At 68.4% G+C, this 13194-nt stretch carries 14 protein-coding genes; 5 read left to right on the top strand and 9 right to left on the bottom strand.

What is annotated here, in order from left to right; all coding sequences use genetic code 11:
* Positions 1–9 precede the first annotated feature (9 nt).
* Entirely contained in the window at positions 10–765 is a 756-nt protein-coding gene (locus P7V53_RS30495; RefSeq protein WP_280153231.1) for an SDR family oxidoreductase, read from the bottom strand.
* 10 nt (positions 766–775) lie between these two features.
* Positions 776–1510, bottom strand: coding sequence for a FadR/GntR family transcriptional regulator (locus P7V53_RS30490; protein ID WP_280153230.1), 735 nt, complete (start codon positions 1508–1510; stop codon positions 776–778).
* A 258-nt stretch (positions 1511–1768) separates the two neighbouring features.
* On the opposite strand from P7V53_RS30490, the gene P7V53_RS30485 reads away from it, so the two are divergent.
* The 5 genes from P7V53_RS30485 to P7V53_RS30465 all read left to right on the top strand — a co-directional run bounded on the left by P7V53_RS30485 (position 1769) and on the right by P7V53_RS30465 (position 5827).
* Complete coding sequence (locus P7V53_RS30485; RefSeq protein WP_280153229.1) at positions 1769–3442, top strand: long-chain-fatty-acid--CoA ligase; 1674 nt, start codon at positions 1769–1771, stop codon at positions 3440–3442.
* Between the two features lie 89 nt (positions 3443–3531).
* On the top strand, positions 3532–4005 hold the full coding sequence (locus tag P7V53_RS30480; protein ID WP_280153228.1) for a hypothetical protein: 474 nt from the start codon (positions 3532–3534) through the stop codon (positions 4003–4005).
* Between the two features lie 67 nt (positions 4006–4072).
* A complete protein-coding gene (locus tag P7V53_RS30475) occupies positions 4073–4618 on the top strand; it encodes a hypothetical protein (RefSeq protein ID WP_280153227.1) in 546 nt (181 codons plus the stop codon).
* A complete protein-coding gene (locus tag P7V53_RS30470) occupies positions 4615–5334 on the top strand; it encodes a 16S rRNA (uracil(1498)-N(3))-methyltransferase (protein ID WP_280153226.1) in 720 nt (239 codons plus the stop codon). Before P7V53_RS30475 ends, P7V53_RS30470 begins: the two co-directional genes overlap by 4 nt.
* An 85-nt stretch (positions 5335–5419) precedes the next feature.
* Positions 5420–5827: a YidB family protein gene (locus P7V53_RS30465; protein ID WP_280153225.1), complete on the top strand. Its 408-nt coding sequence runs from the start codon at positions 5420–5422 to the stop codon at positions 5825–5827.
* Between the two features lie 3 nt (positions 5828–5830).
* Here the strand turns inward: P7V53_RS30465 and P7V53_RS30460 are convergent, their stop codons facing one another.
* The 7 genes from P7V53_RS30460 to argS all read right to left on the bottom strand — a co-directional run bounded on the left by P7V53_RS30460 (position 5831) and on the right by argS (position 13166).
* Positions 5831–7051, bottom strand: coding sequence for a THUMP domain-containing protein (locus P7V53_RS30460; protein ID WP_280153224.1), 1221 nt, complete (start codon positions 7049–7051; stop codon positions 5831–5833).
* On the bottom strand, positions 7051–8583 hold the full coding sequence (locus P7V53_RS30455; RefSeq protein WP_280153223.1) for an RNA polymerase factor sigma-54: 1533 nt from the start codon (positions 8581–8583) through the stop codon (positions 7051–7053). The genes P7V53_RS30460 and P7V53_RS30455 overlap by 1 nt, the downstream gene beginning before the upstream one ends.
* A gap of 16 nt (positions 8584–8599) precedes the next feature.
* Complete coding sequence (lptB, locus tag P7V53_RS30450; protein WP_280153222.1) at positions 8600–9373, bottom strand: LPS export ABC transporter ATP-binding protein; 774 nt, start codon at positions 9371–9373, stop codon at positions 8600–8602.
* Positions 9370–10020, bottom strand: coding sequence for a lipopolysaccharide transport periplasmic protein LptA (gene lptA / locus P7V53_RS30445; RefSeq protein WP_280153221.1), 651 nt, complete (start codon positions 10018–10020; stop codon positions 9370–9372). The genes lptB and lptA overlap by 4 nt, the downstream gene beginning before the upstream one ends.
* Before the next feature lie 100 nt (positions 10021–10120).
* Positions 10121–10756, bottom strand: coding sequence for a thiol:disulfide interchange protein DsbA/DsbL (locus tag P7V53_RS30440; protein ID WP_280153220.1), 636 nt, complete (start codon positions 10754–10756; stop codon positions 10121–10123).
* A gap of 59 nt (positions 10757–10815) precedes the next feature.
* Entirely contained in the window at positions 10816–11466 is a 651-nt protein-coding gene (locus P7V53_RS30435; protein WP_280153219.1) for an SPOR domain-containing protein, read from the bottom strand.
* 14 nt (positions 11467–11480) lie between these two features.
* A complete protein-coding gene (gene argS, locus P7V53_RS30430; protein ID WP_280153218.1) occupies positions 11481–13166 on the bottom strand; it encodes an arginine--tRNA ligase in 1686 nt (561 codons plus the stop codon).
* Positions 13167–13194: the final 28 nt, after the last annotated feature.

Raw genomic sequence — 13194 nt, 5'->3', positions numbered from 1 at the left:
TTGTCGTGATCAGTTGGACCAGCCGCCGTCGATGACTTGCGTGGTGCCGGTGGTGAAGGCGGATTCGTCGGAAGCCAGATACACGGCCAGTGCGGCAATTTCCTCGGCGCGACCCATGCGGCCCATCGGCTGGCGCGCGACGAAGGCGGCATGCACGTCCTGCACGGTCTTGCCGCTGGCCGCCGCCTGCTCGGCGACGCGCTGCAGCAGCGAGGGCGACTCGATGGTCCCGGGGCAGATGGCGTTGCAGCGGATGCCGCGCGTGACGAAGTCGGCGGCGACCGACTTGGTCAGTCCGATGACGGCGGCCTTGGTCGCGCCGTAGGCGAAGCGGTTGGGCACGCCGCGCAGGCTGCCGGCGACCGACGCCATGTTGACGATCGAGCCGCCGCCTCGCTCCAGCATGGCGGGCAGCATGGCGCGGATCATGCGGTACATCGAGCGCACATTGAGCCGGAAAGAGAAGTCCCAGGCGGCATCGTCGCAGTCGAGGATGGTGCCGGCATGGACGTAGCCGGCGCCGTTGAACAGCACCGCCAACGGTGGCAGCGTCGCCGCCAGCGCGTCGATGGCGCCGTCGTCGGTGACGTCGAGCCGCTGCGTGGTGATGCCGGCCACGCCGCGCAGCTCGGCGAGCAGGCCCTCGCTGATGTCGGTGGCGATGACCTGCGCGCCTTCCTGCGCGAAGGCCAGCGCGGTGGCGCGCCCTATGCCCTGTCCGGCCGCGGTGACGAGGGCGGTCTTGCCGGCGAGTCGTTGTGTCATGCGTGAATCCTCATGCGGTCCTGCGCGACACCCGCTTGACCACGCGGGCGTCTGCGTCGGGCGACCAGTTGGCGGTGAAGCGGTCGTGGGAATTGGCGAGGTGATGCGCCATGGCCTCGCGCGCCGCCTGCGGCGATCGTGCGGCGATGGCATCGACGACGGCGCGGTGCTCGGCGATGGCCGTGGCCCAGCTGCGCGCGGTCTCGAAGTGGCTGCCGAGCTGCTCGAACAGCGGGTTGTGGCGTTCGTCATAGAGCTCGGTGACGATGCGCAGCAGCACCGAGTTGTCCGACGCCTCCGCGATGCGCACATGGAACAGGCGATCGCCCTGGGTGGGGGTGCGGCCGCTGGCCGCTTCGCCTTCCATGACCGCGATCGCTTCGCGCAATCCGGCCATCTGCGACTTCTTCATCGAGCGCGCCGCCAGCGCGGCGAGCTCGCTCTCGATGAGCGAGCGCGCGCGGATGGTCTCCAGCGGCGCCTCGGCCACGATGCGCCTGGCGTTGCCCGGATCGGCGTGCCGGACGTAGATGCCCGAGCCCATGCGCACCTCGACGCGCCCCTCCACCTCGAGCGCGATCAGCGCTTCGCGCACGGACGGTCGCGACACGCCGAGTTGCACCGCGAGGTCGCGCTCCGGCGGCAGGCGGCTGCCCACCGCGAACTCGCCGCGCTCGATCAGAGTGCGCAGCTGGTCCGCGATCTGCCGGTACAGGCGCCGCGGCGCGATGGCTTGCAAGGGCATTAGAGGTAAAGTGGTCTGACCAATCGACACGATAAGGCTCCCACCCGCGCACGTCAACCGCCGTGGATTTGGCCCTGTTGTCAGTCACGCCGCGCCCCCCCTCCCGCAGGAGGCTGGAGGAGCCACCATCCACCCGGGAACCGGGTATCCGACAGCGATTGCCGGGGCTTGGGCCGCGGCAATCGCTATCGGATACCCGGATGCCTCCCCTGTCAGCCTTCCGTCAGAATCGCGAGCCGATCAAGGAGCGAGCATCGAATGGAAAAGACTTGGCTGAAGCACTATCCGAAGGGCGTGCCGGCGAGCATCAATGTCGAGCAGTACCCCTCGCTCGTCGCGCTCATCGAGGAGAGCTTCAAGAAGTACCGCGACTTGCCTGCCTACAAGTTCATGGGCAAGTCGATCACCTTCGGCCAGGTCGACGATCTGTCGCGCGCGTTCGCTGCCTACCTGCAGGCGCAGGGCTTCGACAAAGGCGATCGCATCGCCATCATGATGCCCAACGTCCCGCAGTACCCGGTGGCGGTCGCCGCCATCCTGCGCGCCGGCTACGTGGTCGTGAACGTCAATCCGCTGTACACCCCGCGCGAGCTCGAGCATCAGCTCAAGGACTCGGGCGCGAAGGCCATCGTGATGGTCGAGAACTTCGCGGTCACCCTGCAGCAGGTGGTGGCCAGCGTGCCGACGAAGAAGGTCATCCTCACGGCGCTGGGCGACCTGCTGGGCTTTCCGAAGAGCCTGATCGTCAACTACGTCGTGCGCAACGTGAAGAAGATGGTGCCGGCGTACGACATCCCCGGCGCCGTGCGCTTCAACGACGCGGTCGCGCAGGGCCGCGGCAAGAGCTTCAAGCCCGCGCAGGTGGGGCCTGACGACATCGCGGTGCTGCAGTACACCGGCGGCACCACCGGCGTCAGCAAGGGCGCGGTGCTGCTGCATCGCAACCTGGTGGCCAACATCCTGCAATCGGAGGCGTGGTACCAGCCGGCGCTGAAGAAGATCGCATCGGGTCAGCAGGTCACGACCATCTGCGCGCTGCCGATCTATCACATCTTCGGCTTCAACACGAACATGATGCTGTCCATGCGCATGGGCGGCTGCAACATCCTCATTCCCAATCCGCGCGACCTGCCGGCGGTGTTCAAGGCACTGAAGGGAGAGAAGTTCCACAGCTTCCCGGCAGTCAACACGCTGTTCGGCGCGATGGCGCATCACCCGGAATTCAACACCGTCGACTGGAGCGGGCTGGTGATCTCGGTCGGCGGTGGCATGGCGGTGCAGAGCGCCACGGCCAAGCTGTGGCTCGAGAAGACCGGCTGTCCGATCGTCGAGGGCTACGGGTTGTCGGAGACCTCGCCGTCGGCCACCTGCAACCCCGTGGACAGCACTGCCTACAGCGGCAACATCGGACTGCCGATGCCCAACACCGAGCTCAAGCTGCTCGACGACGACGGCAACGAGGTGCCGCTCGGCACGCCGGGCGAGATCGCGATCAAGGGGCCGCAGGTGATGGCCGGCTACTGGCAGCGTCCCGACGAGACGGCCAAGGTCATGACGCCCGACGGCTTCTTCCGCAGCGGCGACATCGGCATCGTCGACGAGCGCGGCTACTTCAAGATCGTCGACCGCAAGAAGGACATGATCCTGGTCAGCGGCTTCAACGTGTACCCCAACGAGGTCGAAGACGTCGTTACGCAGATGCCGGGCGTGCTGGAGTGCGCGGCCGTGGGCGTGGCCGACGCGAAGGCCGGCGAGGCGGTCAAGCTGTGCATCGTGAAGAGCGATCCCAACGTCACCGAAGCGCAGGTGCGGGCTTACTGCGAGGCAAATCTCACGGGCTACAAGCGCCCGAAGATCGTGGAGTTCCGCACCGAGCTGCCCAAGACGCCGGTCGGCAAGATCCTTCGCCGCGAATTGCGCGACAAGGTGTGATCCTCCTCGAGGCATCGCACCGGCGGCATTGACGGCATCGCAAAAGCCTCGCACGATGAACGAATGCAACCACCACTGGGAAGTCATCGGTGATCTGGGCAAAGACTGACGCGGGCCGCGCCGAAATGCAGGCAAAGGCGCTGATCAAGGAACGAGCGCAGCGCAACCTGCTGCTGCTCATCGACGGGCAGAAGTCGGAGGAAATGCTGCTGGCCAATGTCGCCGGCATCACGGCCAACGACTTCGCGGCGCTCGAGGGCATGGGTCTGATCGAGCCGGTGGCCGCGCCTTCGGGCCGCAGCACTCCGAAGGCCGCCGCGCCGGCGCCCCCCGCCGCGCCGGCAGAGCCGGTGGAGCTCGACTACGCGCAGTTCACCCAGACGCTCACGCAGCTCATCTCCAAGGAGCTCGGCCTGCGCGGCTTCACGCTGACCCTCGCCGTCGAGAAGGCGGGCACCATCCAGGAGCTGCAAGACGTGGCCAAGCGCACCATCGACCAGATCCGGGATCGCAAGGGCGAGCCCGCCGCCGAACAAGCGCGACGCGCCCTGTACGGCGGCTGAACACGGCGCGTCGCGCACCGTTGTCGCAGCGCCGGCGATAGGCATCGGCGCGCCTACACTGGCGCCAATGCCACCCTCATCCCAGCCTCGCCCGAGCGCTCACCGCGCCTGGCCCTGGCGCGCCCTGCGCGGCGTGATGCTCGGCCTCGCGGCGGTCATCATCGCGATCGAGGAATGGGGCTGGCGGCCGCTGACCGCCTGGGCGGCGCGGCTCGCGCAGTGGCCGCCGCTGATGCGCCTGGAGGCGCGCATCAGCGCCGCATCGCCGGGTGTCGCGCTGCTGCTCTTCGCCGTCCCGGCGCTGCTGCTGTTCCCGGTCAAGCTGCTGGCGCTGTGGCTCGTGCACCTCGGCCATGCGGCACTCGGCATCGGCATCATCGTGCTGGCCAAGCTGCTGGGCACGGCGCTGGTCGGGCGGCTGTTCATCATCACCGAGCCGCAGCTGATGCGCTTCGCGTGGTTCGTGCGCGCGGTGCAGTGGTGGCGCGCGACGAAGATGCGCGTGCGCGACGCGCTCGAGCGATCGAGCGCCTGGCGCACGCTGCAGCGGATGCGCCGTCGCCTGTCGCTGTGGCTGCGTCGGCACGCGCGACACGCGGCGCCGCCCCGATGACGCCGCGGCTGCATCTCGACCAGCCGCTCGCCGCGGGTACGCAGATCACGCTGCCTGCCGGGCCTTCGCGCCACGTGCAGGTGCTGCGCCTTCAGCCCGGCGCGGCGCTCACGCTGTTCAACGGCGCCGGCGGCGAATGGTCGGCGCACGTCGTGCGGATCGGGCGCCGCGACGTGGAAGTGGAAATCGGCCAGCATGATGCCGTCGAGCGCGAGACGGCGCGCCGCGTCACGCTGGCCGTCGGCATGCCGGCCAACGAGCGCATGGATGCGCTGATCGAAAAGGCCACCGAGCTCGGCGTGGCGTACATCCAGCCGCTGCTGTGCGAACGTTCGGTGCTGCGCCTGAACGGCGATCGGGCGCACAAGCGCGTCGCGCATTGGCGCGGGGTCGCCGTCGCCGCCAGCGAGCAGAGCGGCCGCACCCGGGTGCCACGCATCGGCGACGTGCTGGGGCTGCGCGAATGGCTCGATGCCGCGAGCGACGACGCGCCGACGGAGCGCTTCATCCTCAGCTTGCGCGATCCGCGTCGCCTCGCCTGCGCGGCGATCGGCGAGGCGCCGCTCTTCCTCAGCGGGCCCGAAGGGGGCCTTACGGAATCCGAGGAGGCGATGGCGGTCGGCGCGGGTTTCATGCCAGTGTCACTGGGGACGCGCACGCTGCGCGCCGACACCGCACCGCTGGCGGTGATGGCCGCGTTGGCACTCCTCGACTGAGGGCAGGTTTTCTGCGCTGCAGCATTGCCATGCCACGGCGGCCCGCCCAGAATGGATTGCATCAGGGCCGCTGCCGGAGTGCGTCATGGGTCTGCTCGATTCGGTGATCGGTGTGCTGTCGGGCATCCGCACGAGCGGCGGCCGCGGCGACATGCTGGGGGCCGTGCTGGGCATGCTGGCCGACGACGGCACCGGCCCCGGCATCTCCACGCTGATCGATCGGTTCGCGCAGGGCGGCCAGGCCGAGACGATGAATTCCTGGATCGCCGGGGGCGAGAACCTGCCCATCTCGCCGGACGTGCTGCAGGAGGTGCTAGGCGCCGACACCATCGAGCGCCTGGCGCAGCAGCTGGGCCTGTCGCGGGACGTGACCGCCGATCGGCTGTCGCAGATGCTGCCCTACGTGATCGACAAGCTCACGCCGGCCGGCGAGGTGCCGGTGGACGGACTCGGCGACATGGGCAAGCTGATGGGAAGAATGGCAAGCCGCTAGGACCTATCGCATCGTTCCGGACACCAGGTCGAACCTGAACAGCCGGCATTCGATCGGCCCGTTCCACATCGGCACCCGCCGGCTTTCCTTCAGGCGCATTGCGCTTGGCAGCTTCATGTCAGGGCTCAGCACGTACGCCGTCCAGCCGGCCGGGTGAAGGGTGTAGGCGCGCTTCCAGTGCGTGGCGAGGCGGGCAAAGAAATCGTCCGGCACGTCGCGATCCTGCGCCGACGGACGTGCGGCCTTGCCGCCGACCTCGATGCGCTCGCCATAGGGCGGATTGAGCATCAGCGTGCCGTGGAGCCCGGACGGCAGCTCCGGCGCCGGTCTCTCGAGCGCGTCGCCGCCGTGGAAGCTGATGTATCGGTCGACTCCCGCCCGCTCGGCATTGCGCCGCGCGAAGTCCACCATGCGGAACGACACGTCGCTCGCGACGATGGGCACGGCGCTGGGACGAATGCGCGACTGGGCGTGGCTCTTCAGCCGCTGCCATTGCGCCCGCATCGCCGGTGTGGCAAAGGGCAGCAGCCGCTCGAACGCGAAGCGGCGCTTCAGCCCGGGTGCGATGCCGCAGGCGATCTGCGCCGCTTCGATGGCGATCGTGCCCGAGCCGCAGCACGGGTCGTGCAGCGCGCCGCCGCTGTCGGGCGTGCCGCGCCAGCCGGCCGCGGCCAGCATCGCGGCGGCAAGCGTTTCCTTCAGCGGCGCATCGCCCTTGTCCTCGCGCCAGCCGCGCTTGAACAGCGGCTCGCCGGAGCTGTCGACGTAGAGCGATGCGCGTTCGGGGCCCAGGTGCAGCACGAGCTGCAGGTCGGGACGCTGGGTGTCGACGCTGGGACGTTCGCCCGTCGCTTCCCGCATCGCATCGCACACGGCGTCCTTGATGCGCAAGGCGGCGAAGTTCAGGCTCTTCAGCGGGCTGCGCTGGGCCGTCGTGTCCACCCGCAGGGTGTGCTGCGGCGTGATCCACTGTGTCCAGTCGACGCTTCGGCCCAGCGCGTAGAGCTCGTCCTCGCTTCGATAGGTCCCTTCGGCCACTTCGATGAGCACCCGCTGCGGCAGCCGGCATTCGAGGTTGAGCGCCATGACCTCGTCGGGGCCGCCCTCCAGCGCCACGCCGCCGCGCACCGGATGCATTCGGGCCTTCGGCAGAATCCGGGCCGCTTCGTCGGCGAGGAACGCCTCGACGCCGGCCGCGCACGGCAGGAACAGCGGCAGCGCCACTACATCGCCTTGCGCAGGTTCGCCGGCGCGATCTTCAGCGCTTCGCGGTACTTGGCGACGGTGCGCCGCGCGACCTGGATGCCCTGCTCTTCCAGCATCTGCGAGAGCTGGCTGTCCGACAGCGGCTTGGCCGGGTCTTCGGCGGACACGAGCTGCTTGATCAGGGCGCGCACTGCCGTGCTCGACGCGTTGCCGCCGGCCTCGGTGTTCAGCGACGAGCCGAAGAAGTACTTCAGCTCGAAGGTGCCGAAGGGCGTCGCCATGTACTTGGCGGTGGTGACGCGCGAGATCGTCGACTCGTGCAGGCCCAGTTCGTCGGCGATCTCGCGCAGCACCAGCGGCTTCATCGCGATCTCGCCGTGGGTGAAGAAGCTCTTCTGCCGCTCGACGATGGCCTGCGAGACGCGCTGGATGGTGTCGAAGCGCTGCTGGATGTTCTTCATGAACCAGCGCGCCTCCTGCAGCCGCGAGCTGAGACCCGCGGCGCTCCCGTTGGCGCCGCCCGCGCCGCGCGTCTGGCGGATGGCCTGCGCGTACAGATCGTTGATGCGCAGCTTGGGCATCACGTCCGGGTTGAGCACGACCTTCCAGTTGCGGCCCGACTTCTGCACGACCACGTCGGGCACGATGATGTTGGCCTCGGCGCGGGCGAACGGCCTTGCGGGCTTCGGCTCGAGCGAGGTGATGATGAGCTGCGCTTCCTTCAGCAACGCCTCGTCCGCGCCGGTGGCGGCCATGAGCTTCTTCAGGTCGCGTCGCGCGAGCAGATCGAGGTGCTGCTTGCAGACGATGATCGCGATCATCTGCGCTTCGCAGCGCTCCATCGTGCGCAGCTGCAGCGTGAGGCATTCCGACAGCGAGCGTGCGCCCACGCCGGTGGGCTCCATGCTCTGGAGCCACTTCAGCGCGCATTGCAGGCGCTCCAGCAGCTCGGCGCGCGCTTCCTCGTCCTCGCCGGCGAGCTGGGCGGCGATCTCCTCCAGGGGGTCGGCAAGGTAGCCGTCGTCATCGAGCGACTCGATGAGCACGTGCAGCGCCGCCGCATCCTCGGGCGACAGCCGCATGCCGGGCATCTGCTCGCGCAGGAACTCCTGCAGCGTCTGGCCCGGGACGTTGCGCTCCTGCGGATCGAAGTCGTCGTTGTCGCTGCTGGCCGCACTGCCCGTGCCGGGCGTCTCGCGGATGCCGTCGAAGTCGTCGCGCTCGGTGCCGTTCTCCCAGTCCTCGCGCTCGGTGGCGCCGAATTCGGCACTGTCCACCCCCGGCGTTTCTTCGACGCTGCCGGTGACGGCCTCGCTCGCGTTCTCCGTCTCGCGCTCGCCGACGCGCTCGTTGGGGGTCAGCCGCTCTGCCATCGGCTCGAACACCGGCGCGGTGTCTTCCTCGGCCTCGAGGAAGGGGTTCTGCTCGAGCATCTGCTCGACTTCCTGGTGCAGCTCGAGCGTGGAAAGCTGCAGCAGGCGGATCGACTGCTGCAGCTGGGGGGTCAGCGCCAGGTGCTGGGAAAGTCGAACCTGCAGTGAAGGTTTCATGCTGCCCACCACTGCGCTACATCCGGAAGTGTTCGCCGAGGTAGACCTTGCGCACGTCGGCGTTCTCGACGATCTCGACCGGCGTGCCTTCGGCCAGCACGCGGCCCTCGCTGATGATGTAGGCGCGGTCGCAGATGCCCAGCGTCTCGCGCACGTTGTGGTCGGTGATCAGTACGCCGATGCCGCGCGCCTTGAGGAAGCTGATGATGCGCTGGATCTCGATCACGGCGATGGGATCGACGCCGGCGAAGGGCTCGTCGAGCAGGATGAAGCGCGGCTGCGTGGCCAGCGCACGCGCGATCTCGACGCGCCGCCGCTCACCGCCCGACAGCGCCGGCGCCGGCGAGTCGCGCAGCTTCTCGATCGACAGGTCGCGCAGCAGGCCGTTGAGCAGCTCGTCGATGGCGGCGCTCCTGAGCGGCCTGCCTTGCGCATCGAGCTGCAGCTCCAGCACGGCGCGGATGTTCTCCTCGACGGTCAGCTTGCGGAAGATCGAGGCCTCCTGCGGGAGGTACGAAAGGCCCAGACGCGAGCGCCGGTGGATCGGCAGGCGCTCGACACGCTCGCCTTCGATGGTGATCTCGCCCGCATCCGCGCGCACCAGGCCGACGATCATGTAGAAGCTCGTCGTCTTGCCGGCGCCGTTCGGGCCGAGCAGGCCCACCACTTCGCCGGCATCGACCGCCAGGTGCACATCCTTGACGACCTTGCGCACGCCGTAGGTCTTCTGCAGCCCTTCGGCGGTGAGGCGTCCGCGCGCCCGGGGGGCAGGTGCCGGCAGGGCGCTCACTTCTTGTCTCCGATGGAGGGGCTGAGGCGCAGCGGCGGCTGGGCCTGGGCCTGCGACGCGGCTTCGGCCGCGGCCGGCGTCCCTTCGCGGGGCGTCAGCACGGCGCGCACCCGCCCGCCCGGACTGCCGCCGGTGTTGGCCGGGGTGCCGCCGGAGACGCTGAAGACCTCGGTGGTGTTGTCGTAGGTGATGAGGCTGCCGGTGACTTCGTCGCCGATGCTCGCGCCGCGCAGGCGGCGCACCATCGCGTTGTCGACGAAGCGAACCACGTCGCCCTTTTCGTCGTATTCGAGGCGGTTCGCCTGGCCATCGATGTGCTCGTCGACGTTGTCGCGCTTCTGGCGGAAGGTCGCCGGCTTGGCCGCGCTGCCGATCGCCACCGCGGTCCGGTAGCCGTCGGGCGTCTCGCGCACCTCGACCCGGTCGGCCTTGATGACGATGGTGCCCTTGGTGATGATGACGTTGCCGCTGAAGACGATGACCTGCTTCAGCAGGTCGAACGTGCCCTGGCGGTCGGCCGCGACGTTCAGCGGCTTGGTCCTGTCCGCCCGCTCCGCCTGCGCCGGACCGGCCGCACACAAGGCGAGCAGGACGGCCGGCCAGATGGCGCGTGCGCTTCGAAAGCGAGGGGAGTGAAGGTGAGTCATAGAGGCATGAAACTTGCAGGCCATTTTAGCCCCAAGAGTTCCATGCCCCCGGGAAAAACCAGCGGGAATCTTCCGCTGATCGGTGCGATTCGCGAGCCGATCAGCCTGGCTTGCGCTCGCGCTGGATCAGCCAGTTGGCCACGGCCAGCGATGATTCCGGCGATCCGGCCAGCGTGCCGGACGTGAAGTACTTGCCCTGGACGCCGATGGCCGGAACGCCATCGATCTTGTAGTCGGCCGCCAGCTTGGCGGCCTGGCGCACCTTGGTCTGCGTGGAGAACGAGTTGAAGTTCTCGGTGAACTTGGCGGCGTCGACGCCGTTCTTCACCATGAAGGCGCTGATGTCAGGCAGCTTGTCGAGCCGCTGGCGCTCGACGTGGATCGCATAGAACACCTTGCGGTGCAGCGTCGGGATGAGCCCCATGGCCTCCAGCGCATAGAAGATCTTCTGGTGGGCGGTGAACGGCTCGTCGCGGAAGGCGACCGGTACCCGTCGGAAGGCGACGTCCGCCGGCAGCTTCTTGGCCCAGTCGTCGAGCGCCGGCTCGAACGCATTGCAGTGAGGGCAGCCGTACCAGAAGAACTCGATGACCTCGATCTTGCCGGGCGTCACGGGCAGCGGCTGGTTGAGCTTGACGTAGTGCTGGCCCTCGACTGGAGTGCCCTGCGCCTGTGCCAGGCCGGTCCAACCGAGGCCGGCGGCCACGAGACAGGCGGAGAACTCTCGACGATGCATTGTGGGGGTTCCTTGAAATGTGAGGCGACGCAGGCCTGACCGGGCCTGGAAGGGAAAGTTCATTGCCGCTGGACTCGCACCAGCGAGGATTCCATGCCGTTGTTGTCCAGCTTGTCCTTCGCCGAATCCGCGTCCTCCTTGCGCTCGAACGGGCCCAGGCGCACGCGGTACACCGTGCGCCCGGCCTGGTCGCGCTCGGTCACCTTGGCCGCGAACCCCAGCATTGCCAGACGGGCGCGCTGCTGTTCGGCGTCCTCGGGACGCGAGAACGCGCCCACTTGCACGAAATAGCTGAACGGATCGGCGCCCGGTCGGGTGGACGGCGCGGCCGTGGGCGCAGGGGTGCGGTCGGCGAGGATGTCGGCCGGGTCGCGCCTGGGCGCCGCCGGTGCGGTGGCGATCGGGTTCGTCGCAGCGGGCCCCGTCGCGAGCGGCGGCGGCTGCACCGTGCCGCTCGCGGCAGCGTGCGGCGGTGGAGGAGGCACCATGCCGGGGCGTGCCGGGTTCTTGCCGTGCAGCGGGCTGTTCGGATCCCAGTTCCTGTTCTTCTCGGCCTCTGCCGCGTCCTGCTCGGCCGTGCGCTGGGGCACCTTGTTGACAAAGGGCACCGGCACTTTGGTGACGTACAGCGCCACGCCGAGCGCGACCGCCAAGCCGACCATCAGGCCGACGATCAGGCCCATCACGAAGCCGCCGCGTTGCTTTTTCATCGAGTCTCCCGGGTTCACATCTTTTCTGGTGCGCTGACGCCCAGGATGGCGAGCGCGTTCTTCAGGACCTGCCGGGTTGCCGCCAGCAGCGCAAGCCGGGCGCGGGTGAGCGCCGGGTTGTCGTCGACGAGGAAGCGCTCGGCCGCGTAGTAGCTGTGGAATGCGCCGGCCACCTCGCGCAGGTAGAACGCGAGGTCGTGCGGTGCCAGCGCCGCGGCCGCGCCGGCGAGCACGCCGGGATAGTCGGCGAGCTTGAGCATCAGCGCCGCTTCGCCGGGCGCCGTCAGCAGCCGCATGTCGGACTTCTCGAGCTCCGTGGCGTCGCCGCCCTTGTCGGCGAACTGCTGCAGCACCGAGCAGATCCGCGCATGCGCGTACTGGACGTAGAACACCGGGTTCTCGTCGTTCTGCTTCAGCGCCAGGTCGACGTCGAAGACGAACTCGGTGTCGGCCTTGCGGCTGATCAGGAAGAAGCGCACCGCGTCGCGGCTGGTCCAGTCGATCAGGTCGCGCAGGGTCACGTAGCTGCCGGCGCGCTTGGAGATCTTCACCTCCTGGCCTTCCTTCATCACCGTGACCATCTTGTGCAGCACGTAGTCGGGATAGCCCTCGGGGATGCCCGCATCGGCGGCCTGCAGTCCGGCGCGCACGCGCGCGATCGTGCCGTGATGGTCGCTGCCCTGGATGTTGATCGCCTTGGCGAAGCCGCGCTCGAACTTGTGGATGTGGTACGCGACGTCGGGCACGAAGTAGGTGTAGCTGCCGTCCGACTTCTTCATGACGCGATCCTTGTCGTCGCCGTAGTCGGTGGTGCGCAGCCACAGCGCACCGCCTTCCTCGTAGGTCTTGCCGGCGGCGATGAGGCGCGCCACGGTGTCGTCGACGCGCTTGTCGGTGTACAGGCTCGACTCGAGGAAATAGTGGTCGAAGCGCACGCCGAAGGCCTGCAGGTCCATGTCCTGCTCGTGACGCAGATAGGCCACGGCGAATTGGCGGATGCCGTCGATGTCGTCAGCGTCGCCCGAGGCGGTGAACTCGCGATCGTCGGCCTTGACCGTCTTGCCGGCCATGAAGTCGGTGGCGATGTCGGCGATGTAGTCGCCGTTGTACGCGGCATCGGGCCACTCGGGATCGCCCGGCTTGAAGCCGCGCAGCCTCGCCTGCACCGAGGCGGCCAGCGTGGCGATCTGCACGCCCGCGTCGTTGTAGTAGAACTCGCGCGTGACCTCGTAGCCCTCGGCCTCGAAAAGATTGCAGAGGGCATCGCCAAGCGCGGCCTGGCGCGCATGGCCCAGGTGCAGCGGACCGGTCGGATTGGCGGACACGAACTCGACCAGCACACGCTGACCATTGCGAGGCTGCGTGCCGAACTGCGGGCCTGCGTCGAGCACCTCGGCCACCACCGCCTGCTTGACGGCAGCGGCGAGTCGCAAATTGATGAAGCCGGGACCCGCAATCTCCATCGCGATGACATGACGCTTGGCGGCAGCGTGCCGGCCCAGCGCCTCGACGAGTTGCTGCGCCACTTCGCGCGGATTCTTCTTCAGCGGCTTGGCCAGCTGCATGGCCGCGGTGACGGCCAGGTCACCGTGGGCGGCCTGCTTGGGGGACTCGAACGCCACCGGCACGGTCGCGCCCGGACTGACCTCCTGGATCGCTTGCGACAGTGCATCCAGAAGCTCTTGTTTCGCTTGGATCATCCAACGAATTCTACGTTTGACCCTTGTA

The organism is Piscinibacter sp. XHJ-5 (genome assembly GCF_029855045.1).
GTDB lineage: Bacteria > Pseudomonadota > Gammaproteobacteria > Burkholderiales > Burkholderiaceae_C > Albitalea.
The sequence above is the reverse complement of the archived record's forward strand: the minus strand, read 5'-3'. Positions and strand labels throughout refer to the sequence as shown.

Excerpts from the sequence above, each read along its gene's own strand:
- P7V53_RS30470 (WP_280153226.1), top strand. The coding sequence starts at position 4,615 with ATGACGCCGCGGCTGCATCTCGACCAGCCGCTCGCCGCGGGTACGCAG.
- lptA (WP_280153221.1), bottom strand. The coding sequence starts at position 10,020 with ATGACTCACCTTCACTCCCCTCGCTTTCGAAGCGCACGCGCCATCTGG.
- P7V53_RS30440 (WP_280153220.1), bottom strand. The coding sequence starts at position 10,756 with ATGCATCGTCGAGAGTTCTCCGCCTGTCTCGTGGCCGCCGGCCTCGGT.
- P7V53_RS30465 (WP_280153225.1), top strand. The coding sequence starts at position 5,420 with ATGGGTCTGCTCGATTCGGTGATCGGTGTGCTGTCGGGCATCCGCACG.
- P7V53_RS30495 (WP_280153231.1), bottom strand. The coding sequence starts at position 765 with ATGACACAACGACTCGCCGGCAAGACCGCCCTCGTCACCGCGGCCGGA.
- P7V53_RS30435 (WP_280153219.1), bottom strand. The coding sequence starts at position 11,466 with ATGAAAAAGCAACGCGGCGGCTTCGTGATGGGCCTGATCGTCGGCCTG.
- P7V53_RS30485 (WP_280153229.1), top strand. The coding sequence starts at position 1,769 with ATGGAAAAGACTTGGCTGAAGCACTATCCGAAGGGCGTGCCGGCGAGC.
- argS (WP_280153218.1), bottom strand. The coding sequence starts at position 13,166 with ATGATCCAAGCGAAACAAGAGCTTCTGGATGCACTGTCGCAAGCGATC.
- P7V53_RS30455 (WP_280153223.1), bottom strand. The coding sequence starts at position 8,583 with ATGAAACCTTCACTGCAGGTTCGACTTTCCCAGCACCTGGCGCTGACC.
- P7V53_RS30475 (WP_280153227.1), top strand. The coding sequence starts at position 4,073 with ATGCCACCCTCATCCCAGCCTCGCCCGAGCGCTCACCGCGCCTGGCCC.
- P7V53_RS30490 (WP_280153230.1), bottom strand. The coding sequence starts at position 1,510 with ATGCCCTTGCAAGCCATCGCGCCGCGGCGCCTGTACCGGCAGATCGCG.